The organism is Paenibacillus residui (assembly GCF_042677205.1).
GTDB classification, from domain to species: domain Bacteria; phylum Bacillota; class Bacilli; order Paenibacillales; family NBRC-103111; genus Paenibacillus_L; species Paenibacillus_L residui.
This window is the reverse complement of record NZ_JBHTIU010000031.1, coordinates 19,052-39,078: the sequence shown is the minus strand read 5'-3', so window position 1 is coordinate 39,078 and position 20,027 is coordinate 19,052. Positions and strand designations below refer to the sequence as shown.

Sequence of the window (20,027 nt, the reverse complement as noted above, 5' to 3'; positions counted from 1 at the left end):
GGAAAGTGGATTACAAAATATCAGTTATCATTCCTGTGTACAATGTAGAACAATATATATCCAAATGTTTGGATTCCGTGGTTAATCAAACACTGGGAATAGATAATATTGAAGTTATTATAGTTAACGACTGTACTCCGGATGGAAGCATGGAAATAGTCGAGAACTACGCCAAGGTCTACCCTTCTATTAAAATAGTTAATCAAGTGGTCAATCAAGGGCCGGGCGCTGCACGGAATATCGGCTTGAACCATGTAACAACGGAATATGTATCTTTTTTGGATGCAGATGACTTTATTTCAGAGAATACCTATGAATGTATCCTTAATAAGTTCGAGGAACACGATTGTGAAATAGTTTTGTATGAATATGAGTACTATAGTGAAACCAACAAACAATATACTCGCAATCCTTCCGCTGTTTTATATCAAAATAATAGACTTGTAACGAATATTCTAGATACCCCCGAAATTATTTTTTCGGGGTTTGTCTGTAATCGCGTTTTTAAACATACGCTGTTTCAATATCTTGACTTCCCTAATGAAAGAATGGGTGCTTTCGAGGATACTTTAGTCGCGACGCGGACTTCATTTGAAGCTCAGAAGATATTTATAACGAATGAATGTAGATACTTTTATAGGAAAAGAGAAGATCAAACAAACCAGTCGAGAATGGATGGTATCTTCGATAAAAAAGAGCTTTATTATAATCATATGGAAGTTAGCTTAAAGATGAAAGATTTATGTAATGATTATCCGCAGTACTCAGATTTAATCCACTGGTATAATGCTAGAGGGTATACACCTTTTATTTACCACATGTTATGGAAAAAAACATTTACAAAACAGGAACGGCGGGAATTGTATTATCATGGAGCCCAAATTTTAGCTGATGTTCCTGACCAAATCATTAATAGACTCGAACAAGATTTTACCCAGTTTCTTGTCAGAAAAATTAAAAAGGGCGGGTATTCCCGTTATGTTCTTGCCGTCTATAGTTATTTGTTCACTAGTAAAATGAAAAAAGTACCGAACTTTCTCAAGACACGGTTTCAAAAATTGTTTAAAGGTATGGACTTAGTTTTAATTCTACTGATTGCAAATTTACTTAAAAACAATAGAAAATATCAGGCAGTTTGGCTTATTTGCGAAAGAGGAGATGACGCAGCGGATAACGGATATCATTTCTTTAAATATTTGCGAGAAAATCATCCTGAAATCAATGCCCACTATCTGATAGATTTCAATAGTAAACAAGATTATGAAAAAATAAAAAAGTTTGGGAACATCGTTCAATTTGGAAGTATTCAACACAAATTACTATTTGCGGTATCAAAGTTTGCGATATCAGCACATAAAGGAAAAATAGAACCATGGAATTACCAGTTGTTTCTCAAACTGGCGGGAAGAAAGTTCGGAGATAAGAAATACGTTTTTCTTCAGCATGGAATAACGAAGGATGACGTAAGAGACATTCTTGGACGAGAAAATACTTCTTTCGATCTATTCATAACTGCAGCCAAACCGGAATTCGATTATATTGTGAAGACATTTGGCTATGCACCCACAGAAGTAGCTTATACCGGCTTTCCGAGGTTTGATGCACTTCATGACTTTGAGTCAAAGCAGCAAATTCTATTTATGCCAACGTACCGATTAAATGTTGTTCAGCCTTCATGGCTTCCCAAATCAGTTCCCGATAGCGTATTTATTAATTCTGAATTCTATGCGAGGTTGCAGTCTTTCATAAATAATGAACATTTGATCCAGACCCTGGAAAAAAATGATTATAAATTAGTATTTTATCCTCATTATGAGGTTCAGCAATACTTGAAGTACTTCAGCACAGTAAGTGATAGGGTCATTATTGCCAATAAAAATGAATATGATGTACAGAGGCTATTGAAAGAATCCCAGCTTCTAATTACTGACTTTTCCAGCGTTTTTTTTGATTTTGCTTATATGGAAAAGCCGGTCATATTTTATCAGTTTGATAGAAATAGTTTTTTCGAACAACATTATAGGAAAGGATATTTTGATTATGAGCGTGATGGGTTCGGACCGATATGTGAACAGGAAGAAGATCTAGTAAACAAGGTAGAGTATTATTTTGAGAATGATTTTAAATTGGATGATAAATACATTTCGCGATTAGATGACTTTTTTGAACTGCGGGACCGGAATAATTGTAATAGAATTTTTAAAGCTATAAAGAATCTGGGTTAAGAAGAGGTTTATTATGGCTGTTACAGTAACGATTATTATAAGGACTTACAATAGACCTCATTTATTGAGGGAGGCTTTGAGGAGCGTTCAGCAGCAGACTTTTTGTGATTTTGAAGTGGTTTTGGTTGAAGATGGACCCGGAACTTCAAAACATGTCATAGACCAATTTCCTGACTTGAACATAACCTACCATAGTTCTGGGAATAAAGTGGGGCGCTGTCGAGCAGCAAATATCGGACTGGAATTGTCGGAGGGTCAATATATAAATTTTCTGGATGATGATGATTTGTTCCTCCCTAATCATGTTCAAACAATGATAAACGGTTTTTCAGTTTATCCAGAAGCTGCAGCTATTCACACAAGTTCATTGGAAAGGAAAGTTACATATGTTTCTTTGGATCCTCTTAAAATCAATGTAGCGGAAGAATGCGAGAAATATAATGAACCATTAAATGAAGGGGAGATTTTGTTCCAGAACAAATTTCCAATTCAGGCTGTGATGTTTAAGAGGGAATTATATGAAAAGTACGGTGGACTAGATGAAAAACTCGAGTATCTAGAGGACTGGGATCTATGGATAAAGTACAGTCTGCAAGGCAAATTTTGCTATATAGATGAAGTAACTTCAGTGTATCATGTGCCTGCTGACAGGCAGAGATTAAATGAACGACATAAACAATTAAAGGATTATGAGAAAGTTATTCATGAAAAGTACCGAAAGTACAGGGAAGCGTCCAACTATCGTCCACCGACACGATTTACGAAATTAAAGACGTACTTAAATAAGTATGGCATACGAAAGACGGTTAAAAAACTTGTTGAAAAAATGATGTATCGCTAGAAAATTGTTGATTTTTTCCTAAATGTTTAGTTTATTATAATGAGGCAGTCCTAACGGCTTATATAATTTTTTTTATTCTACGTTTTTATATATTTAAAATTAAGTTCTGGAGGAAGAGGCAGTGCAACTAAGTCAGGAAAGTAGTTATAAGTATTTATTTTCGATTGTGATGGCAATTTATAATGTAGAAGAATATTTAGAAGAAGCAATTAAAAGCGTCGTTAATCAAACCCTTAGTTTTGAAAAGCATGTTCAACTAATACTAATTAATGACGGAAGCCCAGATAACAGCGAGAGAATATGTTTGAAATACCAACAAAAATATCCGGATAATGTTGTGTATGTAAAAAAAGAAAACGGAGGAGTAAGCAGCGCAAGAAACGAAGGGTTGAAACACGTTCAAGGAAAGTATGTTAATTTTTTGGATCCTGATGATAAATTGTCAGAAAATACGTTGCATGAAGTGTTTGTTTTTTTCGAAGATAATTATGCAGCAGTAGATGTGGTTGCTATTCCAATGTTTTTCTTTGAAGGGGTAAACGGACCTCATATTTTAAATAATAAGTTTTATAAGACAAGAGTTATCGATATAAAATTGGAATATAACCAAATACAGCTTTCCTCATCCAGCGCTTTTATAAAGTATTCTGCTATGCGAAACATCAAATTTAACGAAAATTTGCAGTATGTCGAAGACGCTGACTTAATAAGTAGGGTTGTTATAGAAAAATGTACACTAGGTGTTGTAGGGGGAGCTAAATATTATTGCAGAAAGCGTAACAATAAGACGTCAAGTACACAAAATGGGACAAAAAGGAAAGAGTGGTATACAAGCACTTTGATATATTTTTCACATGCTATAATACAATACTCGCTGTCAAAGTACAATGAAGTCCTAAAATACATCCAATATTTAGTGATGTATGACTTGCAATGGAGATTAAACATTAAGGATATAGGCACTTCAGTTATGACTGAGCAACAACAAGAAGAATATATCGAACAATTAAAACGTGTGCTTTATTATATTGATGATGAAATTATATTTCAACAAAAACAACTCAATATCCATTATAAGATGTTTGCCTTGCAATTAAAATACGGAGAAAAGTATCAAGAATTATTAGAAAAAGTTTTCCTTGAAGACGATGTTCGACTTTATTTTAATAATAGGCAGATTAATTCTTTAGGAAACCAAACAGCGGTTATTGAAATATTGCAGATAAATAATAATGAATTACTTCTTGAAGGACATTTTGGTTCTTTATTTAGTTTTAAGGATGTCAAGATTTTTGCAGAAATGGATGGGCAAAAATACGAGGCGCAAACAGTTGATCGCTCTGCTCATGCTCTATATTGCTTAGGAAAAAAAATTAAAGAATTTTACGGTTTCAGGCTTTTATTGCCACTAGAAAATATAGTTGAAGTTAGGGAAATAAAGTTAGTTGCCCAGATAGAGGATTCTAAGATCCCAATTAAAATGAGTTTTTTGCGCTTCACAAAATTGTCTACAGATTTAAAAGCAAATTACTACTGTAAAGATAATTTTATTCTAACTGCCAATAATAAAAGCATTAAAGTCCAAAGGAAGACGCTTCTTGAAAAAATTAAGAAGGAATTCGGGTTTTTACAATATTTGTTTAGCAGTAATAGAATAGGTGCGAGAAAGGCTGTTATAGCAAGACTCGTTAACCACATAAATAAAATTATCAATAAAAACAAGGAGATCTGGTTGTTTCTAGATAGACAGGATAAGGCCGATGACAACGCAGAGCACTTATTTAAATATGCTATTAAGCAAATAGACGGGATTAAAAAGTATTTTATTATCCAGAAGGATTCCAAGGATTATAATAGGTTAAAGCATGATGGACTACCAGTAATACCATACGGATCTTATAAACACAAATTTTTACAACTACAGGCGAAAAAGGTTATTTCCTCACACGTAGGTGATTTTGTCAGAAACCCCTTCTATTCGTTAGAGATATATTATAGAGATCTTATGGATTTCGACTTAATATTCTTACAACATGGAATAACTAAGGATGATGTATCAAATTGGCTTAATAAATACAATGAGAACATCAAGATGTTCGTAACCGCAGCAAATTTAGAATATCAATCGATTCTTTCTGGGAATTATTACTATGATAAAAATGTGGTTAAGTTAACAGGGTTTCCGAGATATGATAATTTAGTAAATGAGGATAAGAAGCAAATTTTAATAATGCCGACATGGAGAAGAAGTATAGTAGAGAAAATAAACCACAGAACTGGCCTTAGACCTTACAGCGAGACATTTAAACTATCAGAATATTTTAAAATGTATAACTCTCTAATTAATGATGAGAGACTTATTACTCAAGCGAAACAAAAAGGGTATAGTATTGTTTTTCTTCCTCATCCCAATATTCAACAGCAGATTTCTGATTTTGATAGAAATGAATACGTGGAGTTTGTTGATTATCATACAAGTTACCAACAGTTATTTAATGAATCCAGTATGCTAATAACAGACTTTTCATCAGTTGCTTTTGATGTGGCATATTTGAAAAAACCGGTACTATACTTCCAATTTGACGAAAATCATTTAGATGAGGGTTATTTTGACTATGATACGATGGGGTTTGGTGAAGTTTGTAGAGATTATGAAGATATAATAAAGAATGCAATAGAATATATTAAAAATGATTGTAAGATGAAAGATATATATGTTAAAAGAGTTGAAAAGTTTTATGCATATACGGACCATAATAATTGTAAAAGAGTTTATGAATCCATCAAAAATTTGTAGGTATTATCAAGGGCGAAATAACAAAATTATATATGTTAACATAATCGAGAAAATACATGAACTTTTGATCACAAGTAGAGGATCATTACTGCTCAGTATTTTCATCGAGCTCAACCCAAACTTTGATTGGTCCCTCTAGACCATCAGCAGAGAGTGGTGTGGTCTCTAGTTCAGAGATTAGAATTGTGAGGCGCGTGGTGCATAATGTAGGCACTTTCCGATAATGTAGTAACAAATGCGGAATGTTAGAAATTATACTAGTAGTTTAGTAAATATTATATGCTTAGGAGTGGCAGTTCATGAAAGGTATCATTCTGGCTGGCGGAACAGGATCGCGCCTTTACCCTCTAACCAAAATAACAAATAAGCATCTACTTCCCGTTGGGAAGTACCCGATGATTTTTCATGCTGTTCATAAATTGAAAAATGCTGGAATTCGGAATATTTTAGTTGTTACGGGAAAGGAACATATGGGGGATGTAGTTAATCTGTTAGGAAGCGGAAGAGAATTCGAAGTAAGCTTCACATATAAGGTTCAGGATGAAGCTGGTGGTATTGCTCAGGCATTAGGACTCGCTGAACAATTTGTTGGACAAGACCAGATGGTGGTTATTCTTGGGGATAATATTTTTTCGGATAATATTGTCTCTTATGTTAGGAGCTTTGAGCAGCAGAGTCAGGGGGCCAAAATTTTAATTAAGGAAGTACCTGATCCACATAGATATGGCGTCCCGAAATTGGAGAACGGAAAAATAATCTCTGTTGAAGAAAAACCCCAGTATCCCCAAAGTAATTATGCTGTAACAGGAATCTATATGTTTGATAGTACGGTGTTTGAAATAATAAAGGGTTTAAAGCCGTCCCAACGTGGAGAGCTGGAAATTACGGATGTCAATAATGAATACATTCGCCGTAATGAACTTACTTATGATATTCTGCAAGGATGGTGGACGGATGCAGGGACGCATTTGTCCTTGGCGAAGGCCAATGAACTGGCCAAAGATATGATACTGGGAGAAACATTTAGTTTACCTTAAACGAACAAAAGTATTAAGCTGTATTGGTGGTCTTAACGATCACCAATATTTTTGTTATTTTATCCATAATCGGTTAAGATGAGCTTAATATAATATTGTGACGGTTGAACGACTAGAAAGGAGGAATAGTATGAACATAACCCCCCTAAAACTGGAAGGCGTGTTCTTTATAGAGCCCCAGGTTCACAGGGACTCCCGCGGATTCTTCATGGAAAGCTACAATGAAAGAAAGCTGAGAGAGCTAGGTATTCATCAAAAGTTTGTCCAGGATAATCACTCACTTTCTACAGAGGTAGGGGTGTTAAGAGGGCTGCATTATCAATTAAACCCTAGGGCCCAGACAAAGCTGGTAAGGGTGACAGCGGGTGCCGTATATGATGTTGTTGTTGATATTAGAAGGGGATCTCCTACATTTGGTCAGTGGATCGGTGTTATTCTAAGCGCTCATAATCATAGGCAGTTGTTGGTCCCTAAAGGGTTTGCTCATGGATTCTGCACCCTGGTCCCTAATACGGAAGTTCAATATAAGGTGGACGAATATTATTCCCCGGAATGCGATAGAGGCATATTATGGAATGATCCGGAATTAGCCATTGACTGGCCTGTAACGAATCCTGTTCTATCGGAGAAGGACAAAGACCACCCTGTTCTGAAAGATGCTGAAATCAACTTTTGACCGCTTTCGTTACAGATTAAGATTAGGGGAGGATAAGATGAATATTCTGGTGACCGGCGGGGCCGGTTTTATTGGAAGCAACTTTGTCATCTATATGTTGAACAAATATCCCGAGTATCGGATCATTAATTTGGATTTGTTGACCTACGCAGGCAACCTGGAGAATTTATCTCTAGTTCATAACGAATCTAATTACAGCTTCGTGAAAGGGGATATTGCCGACCCTATTGTTGTAGAACGTTTATTTCAACAAGGTGTGGATGTCGTTGTTAATTTCGCTGCGGAATCTCACGTTGATCGCAGTATCCAAGACCCCGGGGTATTTGTTAGAACAAATGTAATGGGAACACAGCTCTTATTGGAGGCTGCCCATAAGTACAAAATAAAGAAGTTTGTGCAAATATCTACCGATGAGGTTTATGGGACATTGGGTGAAACGGGATGGTTTACGGAGGAGACTCCGCTTGCCCCAAACAGCCCATATTCAGCCAGTAAAGCTGGAGGAGACCTGCTGGTTCGGGCTTATCATGAAACCTTCGGGCTTCCGGTAAATATTACCCGCTGCTCCAACAATTATGGCCCGTACCAATTTCCAGAAAAACTGATCCCGCTAATGATCACTCGAGCTGTTCAAGATCAACCTCTTCCGGTGTACGGAGATGGTCTAAATGTCCGTGATTGGCTTTATGTAGAGGATCACTGCAGCGCGATAGATCTTGTTCTTCATCAGGGTAAGGATGGGGAAGTCTATAATATTGGCGGGAACAATGAGAAGACGAACTTATCGATCGTTAAGATGATTTTGAAGGAAATGGGGAAACCGGAGTCCTTAATTAATTATGTGAAAGATCGTCCCGGGCATGATCGCAGGTACGCCATAGATGCGACGAAAATTCAAGAACAATTGGGATGGCAGCCTAAGCATCATTTGGAAACAGGGCTTAAAGCTACCATCCAATGGTATTTGAACAATGAGGAGTGGTGGCAGAGGATTCTTTCGGGGGACTACCAGAAATATTATGAACGACAATATGGAAATTCCTAGGATGGGAAAAGTATGAAGATACTGATTACAGGAGCAGCCGGCCAATTAGGGAAAGAGCTATCCATCAAGTTAAATCATCATTATGATGTTTATTCTATGAGCCGGGCGCAATTAGACATTACACAGCCAAAGCACTGCAACGAAGTCATTGGCCGTATTCGCCCTGATGTAGTAATTCACGCTGCGGCCTTTACATCGGTGGATCTGGCTGAAACTCAAGCAGAAGAGGCATATAAGGTTAACGTTTCAGGGACCCGTAATGTAGCCGTCGCTTCGGAGAAAGTCGGGGCTAAGTTTTGTTATATAAGCACCGACTATGTATTTGACGGACAAACGATGAATCCATACCGGGAAATTGATTTACCCAACCCAATCGGGATTTATGGTAAAACGAAATGGGCCGGGGAAGAAATGACTCGGACGTTGACCACCAAATTTTTTATCGTCAGAACCTCATGGGTATATGGGATGTACGGCAATAATTTTGTAAAGACGATGCTTAAACTGGCAAAAGAGCGGGACGAGATCCAAGTTGTTAACGATCAGACGGGATCTCCGACTTATACGGCGGACTTGGCGGATTTTATTGAAAAGCTTATTTTAACAGAGCAATATGGGATTTACCATGCTTCCAACTCCGGGTCCTGTACCTGGTATCAATTTACTAAAGCCATTTTTGAAGAGTGCGGGACGACTACAAAGGTTATTCCATGTACAACAGAGGAATTTCCACGGCCTGCGCCAAGACCTAAATTTTCAGTGTTGGATCATTTGTCTCTGCGTGCAGAGGGCTTCGAAGAATTTCGTCACTGGAGAGATGCACTGCGACAGTTTCTAAATCAAATAAAGGTATGAGACTATTGAACAAAAAAAGCGTCAGTATCCACATAGTCACTTACAACAGTGAACCCTATATTGAAGATTGTTTACAGGCTGTGTTCCGACAAAGTTATCCAATTGACCAGATTGTTGTGATCGATAATGCTTCTCGGGATCGAACGCCGGAGATATTAGAACAGTATTCGGAACGAGTTCATGTTGTATTAAACAAGGTAAACACCGGATTCGCCCCTGGTCATAATCAGGCCTTACGAATGACAACGAGCGATTATTTTCTGGTCTTGAATCCGGATGTGCTGCTGCATCCGGATTACGTTCGTTGTTTGATTGAAAGAATGGAACAGCGTCCTGATGTAGGAAGTGCCACCGGCAAGCTGCTGTTGAAGTCCTCGCCCGATTTGTTGGATAGCGCCGGATTAGTAATCCATAAAAGTCGAAGAGCATTTGACAGGGGGATGGGGCAGCCGGAGGGAGAATACGCTAACTATGCTGAGGTCTTTGGTGTTTCCGGAGCGGCGGCGCTCTATTCACGTAAGATGGCGGTAGATATAAGCGTTAATGGAGAATTTTTCGACGAACAATTCTTCGCTTATAAGGAAGATGTTGATGTAGCTTGGAGGGCTCAAATTTACGGATGGAGTGCTATCTACGTCCCTGAGGCTTCGGCCCTTCATGAAAGGGGCTGGAAAATAGGAAGCCGCCAAAAACAGCCTCTATTTGTAAGGAGACATTCTTATATCAACCGTTACAGGATGATTTTGAAAAATGACTCCATCAAGTACATCTTGCGGCACTCCCCAAGTTTTGTATGGCATGAAATCCTAAGTGCAGGATATTTGATCCTGAGGGAACCGGGATTAATCAAATCATGGGGCGCTTTATTGCGTCAATTATCATATATCAAGCAGCAAAGAAGGGTAATTCAGAAAAATCGAAAAAAAGAATTACAAAAAATCTACTCTTTTTTCCAATAAGCCGAAATCACCTTCAATTCATGCTATAATGGATTAGGTGATTTTTAATGGATTTAAGTATTATTATATTAAATTACAATACCTGTGAGCTGACCTTGAAAGCGTTAAGGTCGGTTTATGCCTCCAGGACAGGGTATCAATTTGAAGTGATCCTAATAGATAATGCCTCTTCGGATTCCTCTGTTGAGAAGATCCGGGAGGAATTTCCTCAGGTTCAATTGATTGAAAATCAGGAGAATGTCGGATTTGCGATAGCCAACAACCAAGGAATGAGGATCGCTGCAGGCAGATATATTCTACTTCTCAATTCAGACACGATTGTTCAAACAGATACATTAGAGATTATGGTTCGTTTTATGGATGAGCACCCGGATGTCGGAGCGAGCGGCTGCAAGGTCATTCTTCCCGATGGTTCCTTGGATAAGGCATGCCGAAGAGGTTTTCCTACACTGTCAGCTTCTTTTTACTATGCGTTTGGGATTTCTAAGCTTTTTCCGCATGTTCCCAGGTTCAATCAATATCAATTAGGATACTTGAATCCGGACGAGGAATATCCGGTAGATTGTCTCGTTGGTGCCTTTATGCTTGTCCGTCGTAAAGCGATCGATGAGGTAGGCCTGTTGGATGAGCAGTTCTTTATGTACGGGGAAGACGTGGACTGGTGCTATCGGATTAAACAGGCCGGTTGGACTAATTATTATTACCCTAAGACTCATATTATCCATTATAAGGGAGCCAGCAGCCGGAAGAGACCCTTAAAAATCGTCTATGAGTTTCATAGAGCCATGTATTTATTCCATCGGAAGCATTTTCGTTCAAGATACTCCCTGCCAACGAATTTATTGGTTTATGGGGGAATCGGATTAAAGCTGGCTTTCGCTGTTTTAAAGAATGGTTTGGTGAGGGCGAGGTGAAGAGAAACAGTGATTCGCGGGAATCAAAGTGTATTGTCCAAAATTTATGCATTTTGCGATTTTGTTGTCATTCAAATCGCATTTTTGGCAGCCTACTGGCTTAAATTTAAGTCTGGTTGGATTGAATCCGAAGGCACTCTTTCTTTCCAGACCTATCTATTATGGAGCTTAATATACGGATTCCTTTGCATCGCTTTTGGTTTTTTTACCGGATTCTATACACCGAAACGTAAAAAACGGTTTGCCTATGAGGCTTATAAAATCATACAAATTCAGGTTATCAGCTTCTTAGCCTTGCTCAGCTTTCTCTTTATTTTTAAAGAAGTACATATTTCTCGAGAGATGCTGGCTATGTATTTAGTGACAAGCATTGCTTTTCTCGGTTTCTACCGTTACTACATTAAGATATGGTTAAAGAAGCTTAGGGAAAAAGGGTTTAACAAGCAATTTGTACTGATTCTGGGGGCTGGAAGCTTGGGAAGAAAGTTTTATGCCAACTTGCAGAAATACCCGGAGCTTGGTTTTGAAGTTGTAGGCTTTTTAGATGATTTTCTGCAAACGCATGAAGATAACGCCTTAAACTACAAACCCATTCTTGGAACGATTGATGAATTAGAGGATAAACTTAATAACCTGCCGATCGATGAAGTGATCATTGCGCTTCCATTGGCGGCTCATGACAAATATGGCAAGATCATTTCCACTTGCGAAAAAGCAGGGGTGCGGACCATGATTATCCCTGATTTCTTTGACTATTTGCCTGCAAGACCCAATTTCGATAATTTTGCGGGAATTCCTCTGATAAATGTAAGGGATATTCCACTGGATGACCTTACGAATCGGATTTTGAAGAGATCTTTCGATATCGTTTTTTCTTTGGCAGCCATCATGATTACTTTGCCGGTTATGCTTCTTATTGCCGTAGGAATTAAACTAACTTCTCCGGGTCCCGTAATATTTAAACAGGAACGGGTGGGTCTAAACCGAAGGACCTTTCCGATGTATAAGTTTAGAACGATGAAAGTGATGGATGAGAAGGATTCGGATACCCAGTGGACGACTGAAAACGACCCTCGCCGAACTGCGTTCGGTGCTTTCTTGCGCAGAACCAGCTTGGATGAGCTTCCACAGTTTTTTAACGTGTTAGTTGGTCATATGAGCGTTGTCGGTCCCAGACCGGAACGTCCGTATTTTGTAGAGCAGTTTAAGGAAGAAGTCCCCAAATATATGGTTAAGCATCATATTCGTCCAGGCATTACAGGTTGGGCACAGAGCAATGGTCTAAGGGGCGATACTTCCATTGAAGATCGCATTAATCACGATATTTTCTATATAGAAAATTGGACTTTCTTATTTGATATTAAAATTATTTACAAGACGATTTGGAATGGGTTTGTTAATAAGAATGCTTATTGATGTCCAACATACGCGTAATCGCGGATAGAAATTGTATGCTATGGAGGAAAAAGATGAAGATTCGTAAAGCCATTATACCAGCGGCTGGAATGGGGACAAGATTTTTACCGGCCACTAAAGCAATGCCGAAGGAAATGCTGCCTATAGTAGATAAGCCTACTATTCAATATATAGTAGAAGAAGCGGTCGCCTCCGGAATTGAAGATATTATTATTGTGTCGGGTAAGAGTAAGCGGGCCATTGAAGATCATTTTGATAGTTCCTTTGAGCTTGAATATACCTTGATGGAGAAGGGAAAGATGGACTTACTCTCCGAGGTTCAGAAAGCTTCCGGAATGGCCGACATTCACTATATCCGTCAGAAAGAACCGAAAGGGCTTGGACACGCGGTTTGGTGTGCGAGGAAATTTATTGGGAATGAACCTTTTGCGGTATTGCTTGGTGATGATATTGTACAATCGGAGAAGCCTTGTTTGAAACAAATGATTGAGGTGTTTGAGCGCTATCACTCATCCATTGTAGGGGTTCAGGAAGTCCCTAAACAAGAGGTACATAGGTATGGGATTGTTGACGCTTCTCCTGTTGAGGAAAGATTGTTTAAAGCCAATCTTTTAGTTGAAAAGCCGGAACCTTCGGTAGCTCCTTCTAATTTGGCCATTATGGGGAGATATATTTTAACACCAAGAATATTTGAAATATTGGATGAGCAGGAAGTCGGGGTTGGCGGCGAAATCCAATTAACGGATGCGATTTCCAGATTGAATCAAGAAGAGCAAGTATTAGCGTATAATTTTATGGGATGCAGATACGATGTTGGAGAGAAACTTGGGTTTATTAAAACAACGCTAGAATTCGCCATGCAGAGAGAGGAACTACGAGAAGAACTATTGGAGTATATGAGAAGGATAGTATCTGATAAAGTATATAGTTAGAAATTGGGCCGTTCGTGGGAACTCTTAAGTAGTTAGTCTTACAATATTGGCAAAAAAGAACCTCAAAACCACATGATTATGGGATCCGAGGTTCTTTTTTTAGCTTACTTTACTTACCCCAACCCCTGAAAAAACTCATCCTCGCGGATCTTATCACCCAGAGTGAGACAGGTGCTTTCGGCGGATTCGATGGTCCAGGCGGCTATTTTGGTTCCGTATTGGACGGCAGTGGACAAGGGAAGGCCTTGGACGAGTCCGGATACCGTGCCGGAGAAGAAGGCGTCTCCAGCTCCGGTGGAATCGACCATTTGGACTGGCTGAGCGGGTTGGTGCCCGGACTCTCCGGCAGCGGAATCGTAGTAGATGCAGCCTTGTTCTCCCAAAGTAATGACCATGGAACGCATGCCGTTGGAGTCCACAAACTTCTTCAGCAGTGGAATCATTTCGTCCGGCTGCATTTGGGTTAGATCGCTTCCGAGCAGCTTGCCGGCTTCGTAATGATTACATATGAAGCATTCCAAGCTTTGCAGTAAATCAGGGTGTTGGCCGATGACATCCAGATTTCCGGGAATTCCATAGACCGGTTTGTTATGCGGTTTGGCCAGGTTTAGCATCTGACGGGAGATCGCTTCGTTTAAATCCAATTCCAGGACCAGATGGCTGCAGGAACGGACGATTTCCTCTCCGCTCTCTTCAATGATGCGAGCCAGATGCTGCAAATCCGGCATTTGCGAGATCGATCCGGCCAGATCGCCGTGCTCGTCGAGGATGGCAAGCCACATCCCCATTCCGCCATTGTCCACTCCCTGCAAATACTTCAGATTGACGCTGATTTCCTGCAAGCGGGCAGGCACTTCTTTCCCTACACCACTTAAGTCGTAGGTGCTTACGAACATAGTGGGGAGCCCGATACGGGCTATATTTTCCGCTACGTTGCGTCCGACTCCTCCATGCACGAACTGAATGGTCCCCAAATTCCGGGACGAGCTATGATAAGCTTCTTTAGCAAAGCCCTTGCAATCGACAAATACGGTTCCAATGACCGCAACCAGAGAATTCATAAGCCCTCTCCTTTTTCGATATACTCTTCGAGTTACTGACACTCCCTAACTAGACGATTGTCATGCTGTTTTAAAGGGTAAAAGATATTCGTAGATCAACCTTAAGATTACAAAAACAGGGACCCGGACTAGTGCAGGTCCAGCGGTTCGCTAACGTAACCTGGTTACTGCCGCGCGGAAGTATGACATTATTTATCAACTGTATTATACCTGATAAATTCCGGATTGGCTTCATTTTTAAGTAAGAGCATCATTTTCAATCATTGGACGGACTTTAAAAGAAAATAATGAATATAATGAAATATGGTATTTTTAGGAAAACGGAACGTATAAGCATGCGATCTATCCCAAAATGAATTTCAGGAACAGACTAACGGAAACGGAAATTGGATGATAGAAAAGACTTCGCGTATCGGACGAGCTGTCATTGTTGAGGCTTAAGGGTTGTTTTGTATTCCAGGGAGGGGTTTACATGAACAAGGAGGGCAAGTCTGGATCGGAAGCGGAAAGAGAAAAAGTAGAAACGGAAGTAGAAGCAGAAGCAGAAGGCAGAAAAATAGCGGAAACCGAAACGAATGCAGAGTTGGAAACAGAGGCAGAAGAAATAGTGCTAGAAACAGAATCAGAGGCAGAAGCAAAAGCAAAACCAGATGCAAACATGGTAAAAGCAGAAGAGACAGCGACGAATGCCGAGGCTAAGGTAGGAGTTGAAATGACAGACGGGGCCGGGGCAGAAAAAGCTGAGTGTGGTGCAATAACTGAGCTAGAAGCAGTAGCAGAGGCAGGAGAAGCAGAGGTGGGGTCTGAGGCAGAACGAAATGCAGAGCAAGAAACAGAAGCAGGAGAAGCACAGCTACAGCTAGAAAACGATGGGAGAGCCGGAGATGGAAAAGTAGCGGAAACGGCAGGGAACTCAGATCTAGAATTAACAGCAGAAATGGAAGCAAAGCTGGAATCAACAGAAGAGCTGGAAGCGGTGCAAAAAGCGGAAGTGGAAGCCGGAGTGGGAGCAATGATGGAACCGGGGGAACAAGCAGAAGGATCGGTAGGCAAAGGGATGGTAGCGGGTGTTTTGATCGGATTGATCTTGTGGGGGATGATTGGCTTCGGTTTATGGATATGGCTGAAAAGCATTTGACAAAAAGTTAAGCGATAGAATATGATGATATATATTTTAAAGGCTGAGATTAAGAAGAGTATGCGGGGAGCCGAGGGCTGGCAGAGAGCCGGTGGTGGGTGCAAATCGGTGCCCTGGTCCCACGGAATGGACTTATGAGCCGCTTGTCGAACAGGGAAGCTTAAGGAAGCAGGCCAGCAGCCCCAAGCGAGCCGGGAGGACCCGGTTAAACCCCAGTAGACCAAGCCGGGAATGAACTCCCCGTTATTCAGAGTCGGGTATCGAATCCGTTCCTTGTCATTCCGGATTCCGTACTTCAGAGTGCGCCTGCTCGGTCAGGCGAATTAAAGGTGGCACCGCGATCCTTCGTCCTTTTTATGGGACGGAGGTTTTTTATTTTTGAAGGAGGTGATGGCCAAATGGAAGATGGCTGGTGGCGGTCGTTGAGAACGTTGAAATCGTCAAGAACGTGGAAAGCAACACGGAGAGAGCAGGAAAGCAGAGGAACAACATTTTATTCGAGGAGGAATTCCATTGAGACAAGAACCGCAACGGGAACGTATTTTGACGGGCGACCGTGTCACAGGAAAATTGCATTTGGGCCATTACGTCGGGAGCTTGAAAAAACGGGTGAAGCTGCAGGAAGAGTATGACCCCTACTTCATTCTGGCGGATGTGCAGGCGTTGACGACTCACTTTGAACAGCCGGAATTGGTAAGGAAGCATTTGCGGGAAGTGGCACTGGATTATTTGGCCGCAGGGATTGATCCGGATCGATCGACGATTTTTATCCAGTCGCTGGTTCCGGAGATCGCGGAGCTGACGGTGTATTATTCCATGTTTGTAACCGTAAATACATTAAGGCACAATCCAACGGTCAAATCGGAAGCGGCCGATCGGGGGTATGACGATCTGTATTACGGATTTCTCGGATATCCCGTCAGTCAGGCGGCCGACATCACCTTCTGCAAAGCGACGCTTGTTCCGGTCGGGGAGGACCAAATACCGCATATTGAACAGACACGAAAGATCGTGCGCCGCTTCAATGAGCTGTACGGTGCCGTCTTCGAGGAGCCGAGGGCATTGGTGGGAGAGGTGCCGAGGCTTATTGGTTTGGACGGGAAAGGAAAAATGAGCAAAAGCCTGGGCAACGCCATTTCACTGGATTCGTCGAAGAGCGAAGTGGAGGCCAAGCTGAAGAAAGCCGTGACGGACCCTGCCCGTGTTTATAAAAGCGATCCGGGCCATCCGGATATTTGCCCTGTATTTGCCTATCATCAGGCATTTATGCCCGAGGAGAGCGAAGATATCCGCGAACAGTGCACACAAGCCAAGATCGGTTGTGCGGAGTGCAAGCTAAGGATTGCCCGCCGGATTAACGATGTTCTGGAGCCCATGCGGGAACGGCGCGCCTACTATGAGGCCAGACCGAAGAGGGTGGAGGAGATACTGCAGTCCGGAACGGAGCAAGCCCGGCACATTGCCCGGGAAACGATGCTTGAGGTCCGTGAAGCTATGAACATAAATTATTTTGCCGAGCGATAATATAAAGTGGGTTCAAGATAAACGGTTGTCGATGAAAGTGGCCGAGACGTTGGAGTATCGTGGAGCAGACTCGTAAGCTGCTAGTAAGCCATATTCCGACGAACTGAACCAGTTGGAAAAAATAGACGGGAAGGGGCGCTTATTAGCGGTCCCTTCCTGTTGTTTGTTAAAAAAGTATAAGTTTCCAAAGGACGGCGATAGCCGTTTATCCTTGAGGCAGATACTTATGAAAGTGGGCGATAGGAACGGCAAGCCCGATGTTGCTTGTTCGGTCCCCCAGTTTCGCCTTGGTGGTAGCGAAGACAACGGCAATGACTTTGCCTTCTTTATTTAGGATCGGACTGCCACTGTTGCCCTTGTAGATCGGGGCTTGAATCATAAGCACGGGCACCTCCCAATCCGTAAGGAGGGTTTGACCAAGAACCGTTCCTTCGTTGGCCATCTGGTTGAAGAATAACGGGTTGCCGATCACGTAGATAGGTGTTCCCTCCTGAACATCGGATGCCGATTCGATATCAAGGGAAGGCAGGAGCTCGCCGGGCTCCCTTATTTGCAGGATGGCTGCGTCAATGGCGGGGTCGCTGGCCACTACGTCGGCAGTATAGTTTTGGCCCGATGGAAAGCTGACCAGGCTCGTACGCTCCCCTTCGATGACGTGATGATTGGTCAGGATGAGGCCGTTATCGGCAATGTTAAACCCGGTCCCCTTGCGGCCGCCGGCATTTACGACAACTACCGCCTGCTTGTATTGCTGAATCGCTTCATTCTTGGACAATTCCCTGTTTGTCTTCAGAAATTCTATCGCCTGCAAGCTGAACATCTGCGGGAAAAAAGCAACTATATTAGCCAATAAGCCCAGCACAAGCAAAAGAACGATCCACCTTCTCAGCCTCCGACGGGAAGGCTTCGGCTCCTCCTCTGAATCGTCATCATCAAAAAAGGAGGGGTCCTCCGGATCAAAATCTTCATATGAAAATTCGGCGTCCCGATCTGTATCCTCCGGTTTTCCGCTCTTGGCACGCGCTTCCTCAAGTGCCGCTTCATCTGCATCTTCGTGCATCTCTCTATGAGGTTCCTGGCCTTGATGAGGGCGTTTGGGCGGATCTTCCCGATTTCCCTTGGAGGCTTCATGAGGTACATTCCGTTCATCCGATTTAATGAGACTTCCCTCCCCGTTTCCTTGTGAACAGCTTATATGGAGTTGAACCGCCGATGCGCGGAGTTAGGTACTGTTCCTGCTGCAGCTGCTGATTCCTCTCGCTGCCATAGTTCTCTTCTTTCTATATTGCCAATCTTTGACTGGCCTTGCAAGACAAGATTAAGACACATTCTGTTACAAACGAATTATTTGAACCTCTTTGGAAAAAGACGGAGCGCAAAAAACCGGCCCTCTGCAAAACGCATCTTTTGCATAGAGCCGGGGGCGATTCTAAAATATTTAAGGTTGACTAAAACGCGCTTATTCCTTTTCGGTGTAGGTAAGAACCGCTTCGGCAAATCCGTCTCGCAGCTTATCCATGCTGGACTGAGGGGCTCCGAACATTATGCGGACGTACTGCTTGGGCGAATCCACCAAGGTGATCAGGAAAGCCATATTCATTCCGTTAGTCGTCACCTTGCCCGATACTTCAAATTGCAGTGCCGGATGGCCTCCCACGGTCAGCTTCACGGGCTTGGTAATCGTCAGATTCTCCATATCGGTCAGCCGGTTGTCCACAATAAACTGATAATATTGGTCCAGGGAAGATTCATTATTATAATCCTGTCCCAGGACGAATAGCACCGAGCTGGTTGCTGTATCGACGGCCTGGATGTCCACCTCTTTCACGTCCATCTGCTCCCATTGGCCGGTTACCGTCAATTCCATGCCCTCATCGCTGCTGGCCAGCTTGACCTTGGCATCAGTCGGACTTTGAGCCCCGGCACCCGATGCCGGCTTCGCTTGAACGATTTTAAACGATTTAATAATTTCGAATAATTCCTTCTTGGTCGAATGGAATTTCTGATCCGGGGTGACTGCGAGAATTTGGTAGAAATGATCCCCCTGATCGACTACCGTAAGGATTCCGTGAATTAAATCCTTATCCAGCATGCCGGTGTATTCCGCTTGCTTGCCGGGAAGCGAATCGATCGTCACATCCTGAATCTCATACATGCGAAAAAGCTGGTATTGATTGCTGAAGCTGCCCTTCATCACTTCCATGAAGCCGTTCAGATCGATATCGTCGGCCATATCGGTCTTGGGCATGCTGTTTACCATTACAGCCTTGTCATCTTTCGGGCCGGATACGTTCAATTCCGGTCCGGATCCCGGATTCCAATCGGACGGGAAGGTCGTCTGGACGTCTCCGCCGCCGCTGGTCAGAGTTTGTCCTCCTCCCGAGCTGCTGCAGCCGGTCATCAAGAGGGCCGTGATCAGGGCGGCGGCCGCCCATTTGTTTAAGTGGTTCATTATTTTCATTGTTCTGATCCTTTCTATTTTCCCTTTGTAGAAGCACCCACTATTTTTTTCGGTATTGAAGCTGGGATACATTACTAATTATTGGTAATTCACTAATTGTTCACAATTTATATAGATAAGGGACGATGCCGCTGCAGCACTTCTTT

General features: G+C 41.9%; 16 protein-coding genes. 13 read left to right on the top strand and 3 right to left on the bottom strand.

Annotation, left to right across the window (positions count from 1 at the left end):
• Nucleotides 1–5 precede the first annotated feature (5 nt).
• The 11 genes from ACFQ03_RS10225 (at nucleotide 6) to galU (ending at nucleotide 13,697) form a co-directional block, all read left to right on the top strand.
• On the top strand, nucleotides 6–2,225 hold the full coding sequence (locus tag ACFQ03_RS10225) for a bifunctional glycosyltransferase/CDP-glycerol:glycerophosphate glycerophosphotransferase (protein WP_379287937.1): 2,220 nt from the start codon (nucleotides 6–8) through the stop codon (nucleotides 2,223–2,225).
• A 13-nt stretch (nucleotides 2,226–2,238) separates the two neighbouring features.
• The gene (locus ACFQ03_RS10220; protein ID WP_379287936.1) at nucleotides 2,239–3,066 is read left to right on the top strand and encodes a glycosyltransferase; all 828 of its coding nucleotides are present in this window, start codon (nucleotides 2,239–2,241) and stop codon (nucleotides 3,064–3,066) included.
• A 121-nt stretch (nucleotides 3,067–3,187) separates the two neighbouring features.
• Complete coding sequence (locus ACFQ03_RS10215; RefSeq protein ID WP_379287934.1) at nucleotides 3,188–5,863, top strand: bifunctional glycosyltransferase/CDP-glycerol:glycerophosphate glycerophosphotransferase; 2,676 nt, start codon at nucleotides 3,188–3,190, stop codon at nucleotides 5,861–5,863.
• 299 nt (nucleotides 5,864–6,162) lie between these two features.
• A complete protein-coding gene (locus ACFQ03_RS10210; RefSeq protein ID WP_379287932.1) occupies nucleotides 6,163–6,900 on the top strand; it encodes a sugar phosphate nucleotidyltransferase in 738 nt (245 codons plus the stop codon).
• Between the two features lie 130 nt (nucleotides 6,901–7,030).
• Nucleotides 7,031–7,576 carry a dTDP-4-dehydrorhamnose 3,5-epimerase gene (gene rfbC, locus ACFQ03_RS10205; RefSeq protein WP_379287930.1) on the top strand — a complete coding sequence of 182 codons (546 nt, stop codon included), beginning with the start codon at nucleotides 7,031–7,033 and terminating at the stop codon, nucleotides 7,574–7,576.
• Between the two features lie 37 nt (nucleotides 7,577–7,613).
• On the top strand, nucleotides 7,614–8,621 hold the full coding sequence (gene rfbB, locus ACFQ03_RS10200; RefSeq protein ID WP_379287928.1) for a dTDP-glucose 4,6-dehydratase: 1,008 nt from the start codon (nucleotides 7,614–7,616) through the stop codon (nucleotides 8,619–8,621).
• Between the two features lie 12 nt (nucleotides 8,622–8,633).
• Nucleotides 8,634–9,476: a dTDP-4-dehydrorhamnose reductase gene (rfbD, locus tag ACFQ03_RS10195; protein WP_379287926.1), complete on the top strand. Its 843-nt coding sequence runs from the start codon at nucleotides 8,634–8,636 to the stop codon at nucleotides 9,474–9,476.
• Nucleotides 9,473–10,435: a glycosyltransferase family 2 protein gene (locus ACFQ03_RS10190; protein ID WP_379287924.1), complete on the top strand. Its 963-nt coding sequence runs from the start codon at nucleotides 9,473–9,475 to the stop codon at nucleotides 10,433–10,435. The genes rfbD and ACFQ03_RS10190 overlap by 4 nt, the downstream gene beginning before the upstream one ends.
• A gap of 47 nt (nucleotides 10,436–10,482) precedes the next feature.
• The gene (locus ACFQ03_RS10185) at nucleotides 10,483–11,349 is read left to right on the top strand and encodes a glycosyltransferase family 2 protein (protein WP_379287922.1); all 867 of its coding nucleotides are present in this window, start codon (nucleotides 10,483–10,485) and stop codon (nucleotides 11,347–11,349) included.
• Nucleotides 11,350–11,358: 9 nt separating this feature from the next.
• Entirely contained in the window at nucleotides 11,359–12,765 is a 1,407-nt protein-coding gene (locus tag ACFQ03_RS10180; protein ID WP_379287920.1) for an undecaprenyl-phosphate glucose phosphotransferase, read from the top strand.
• 53 nt (nucleotides 12,766–12,818) lie between these two features.
• Entirely contained in the window at nucleotides 12,819–13,697 is an 879-nt protein-coding gene (gene galU / locus ACFQ03_RS10175; RefSeq protein ID WP_379287918.1) for a UTP--glucose-1-phosphate uridylyltransferase GalU, read from the top strand.
• Between the two features lie 113 nt (nucleotides 13,698–13,810).
• Here the strand turns inward: galU and ACFQ03_RS10170 are convergent, their stop codons facing one another.
• Nucleotides 13,811–14,758 carry a PfkB family carbohydrate kinase gene (locus tag ACFQ03_RS10170; RefSeq protein ID WP_379287916.1) on the bottom strand — a complete coding sequence of 316 codons (948 nt, stop codon included), beginning with the start codon at nucleotides 14,756–14,758 and terminating at the stop codon, nucleotides 13,811–13,813.
• A 472-nt stretch (nucleotides 14,759–15,230) separates the two neighbouring features.
• Here ACFQ03_RS10170 and ACFQ03_RS10165 point away from each other — a divergent pair, with 472 nt between their 5' ends.
• Nucleotides 15,231–15,896 (top strand): hypothetical protein, encoded by a 666-nt coding sequence (locus ACFQ03_RS10165; protein ID WP_379287914.1) that lies wholly within the window; start codon nucleotides 15,231–15,233, stop codon nucleotides 15,894–15,896.
• Between the two features lie 513 nt (nucleotides 15,897–16,409).
• A complete protein-coding gene (gene trpS / locus ACFQ03_RS10160; RefSeq protein ID WP_379287912.1) occupies nucleotides 16,410–17,420 on the top strand; it encodes a tryptophan--tRNA ligase in 1,011 nt (336 codons plus the stop codon).
• 205 nt (nucleotides 17,421–17,625) lie between these two features.
• Here the strand turns inward: trpS and ACFQ03_RS10155 are convergent, their stop codons facing one another.
• The gene (locus tag ACFQ03_RS10155) at nucleotides 17,626–18,480 is read right to left on the bottom strand and encodes a S1C family serine protease (protein WP_150959450.1); all 855 of its coding nucleotides are present in this window, start codon (nucleotides 18,478–18,480) and stop codon (nucleotides 17,626–17,628) included.
• A 399-nt stretch (nucleotides 18,481–18,879) separates the two neighbouring features.
• Nucleotides 18,880–19,881: a hypothetical protein gene (locus ACFQ03_RS10150; protein WP_379287910.1), complete on the bottom strand. Its 1,002-nt coding sequence runs from the start codon at nucleotides 19,879–19,881 to the stop codon at nucleotides 18,880–18,882.
• Nucleotides 19,882–20,027 lie beyond the last annotated feature (146 nt).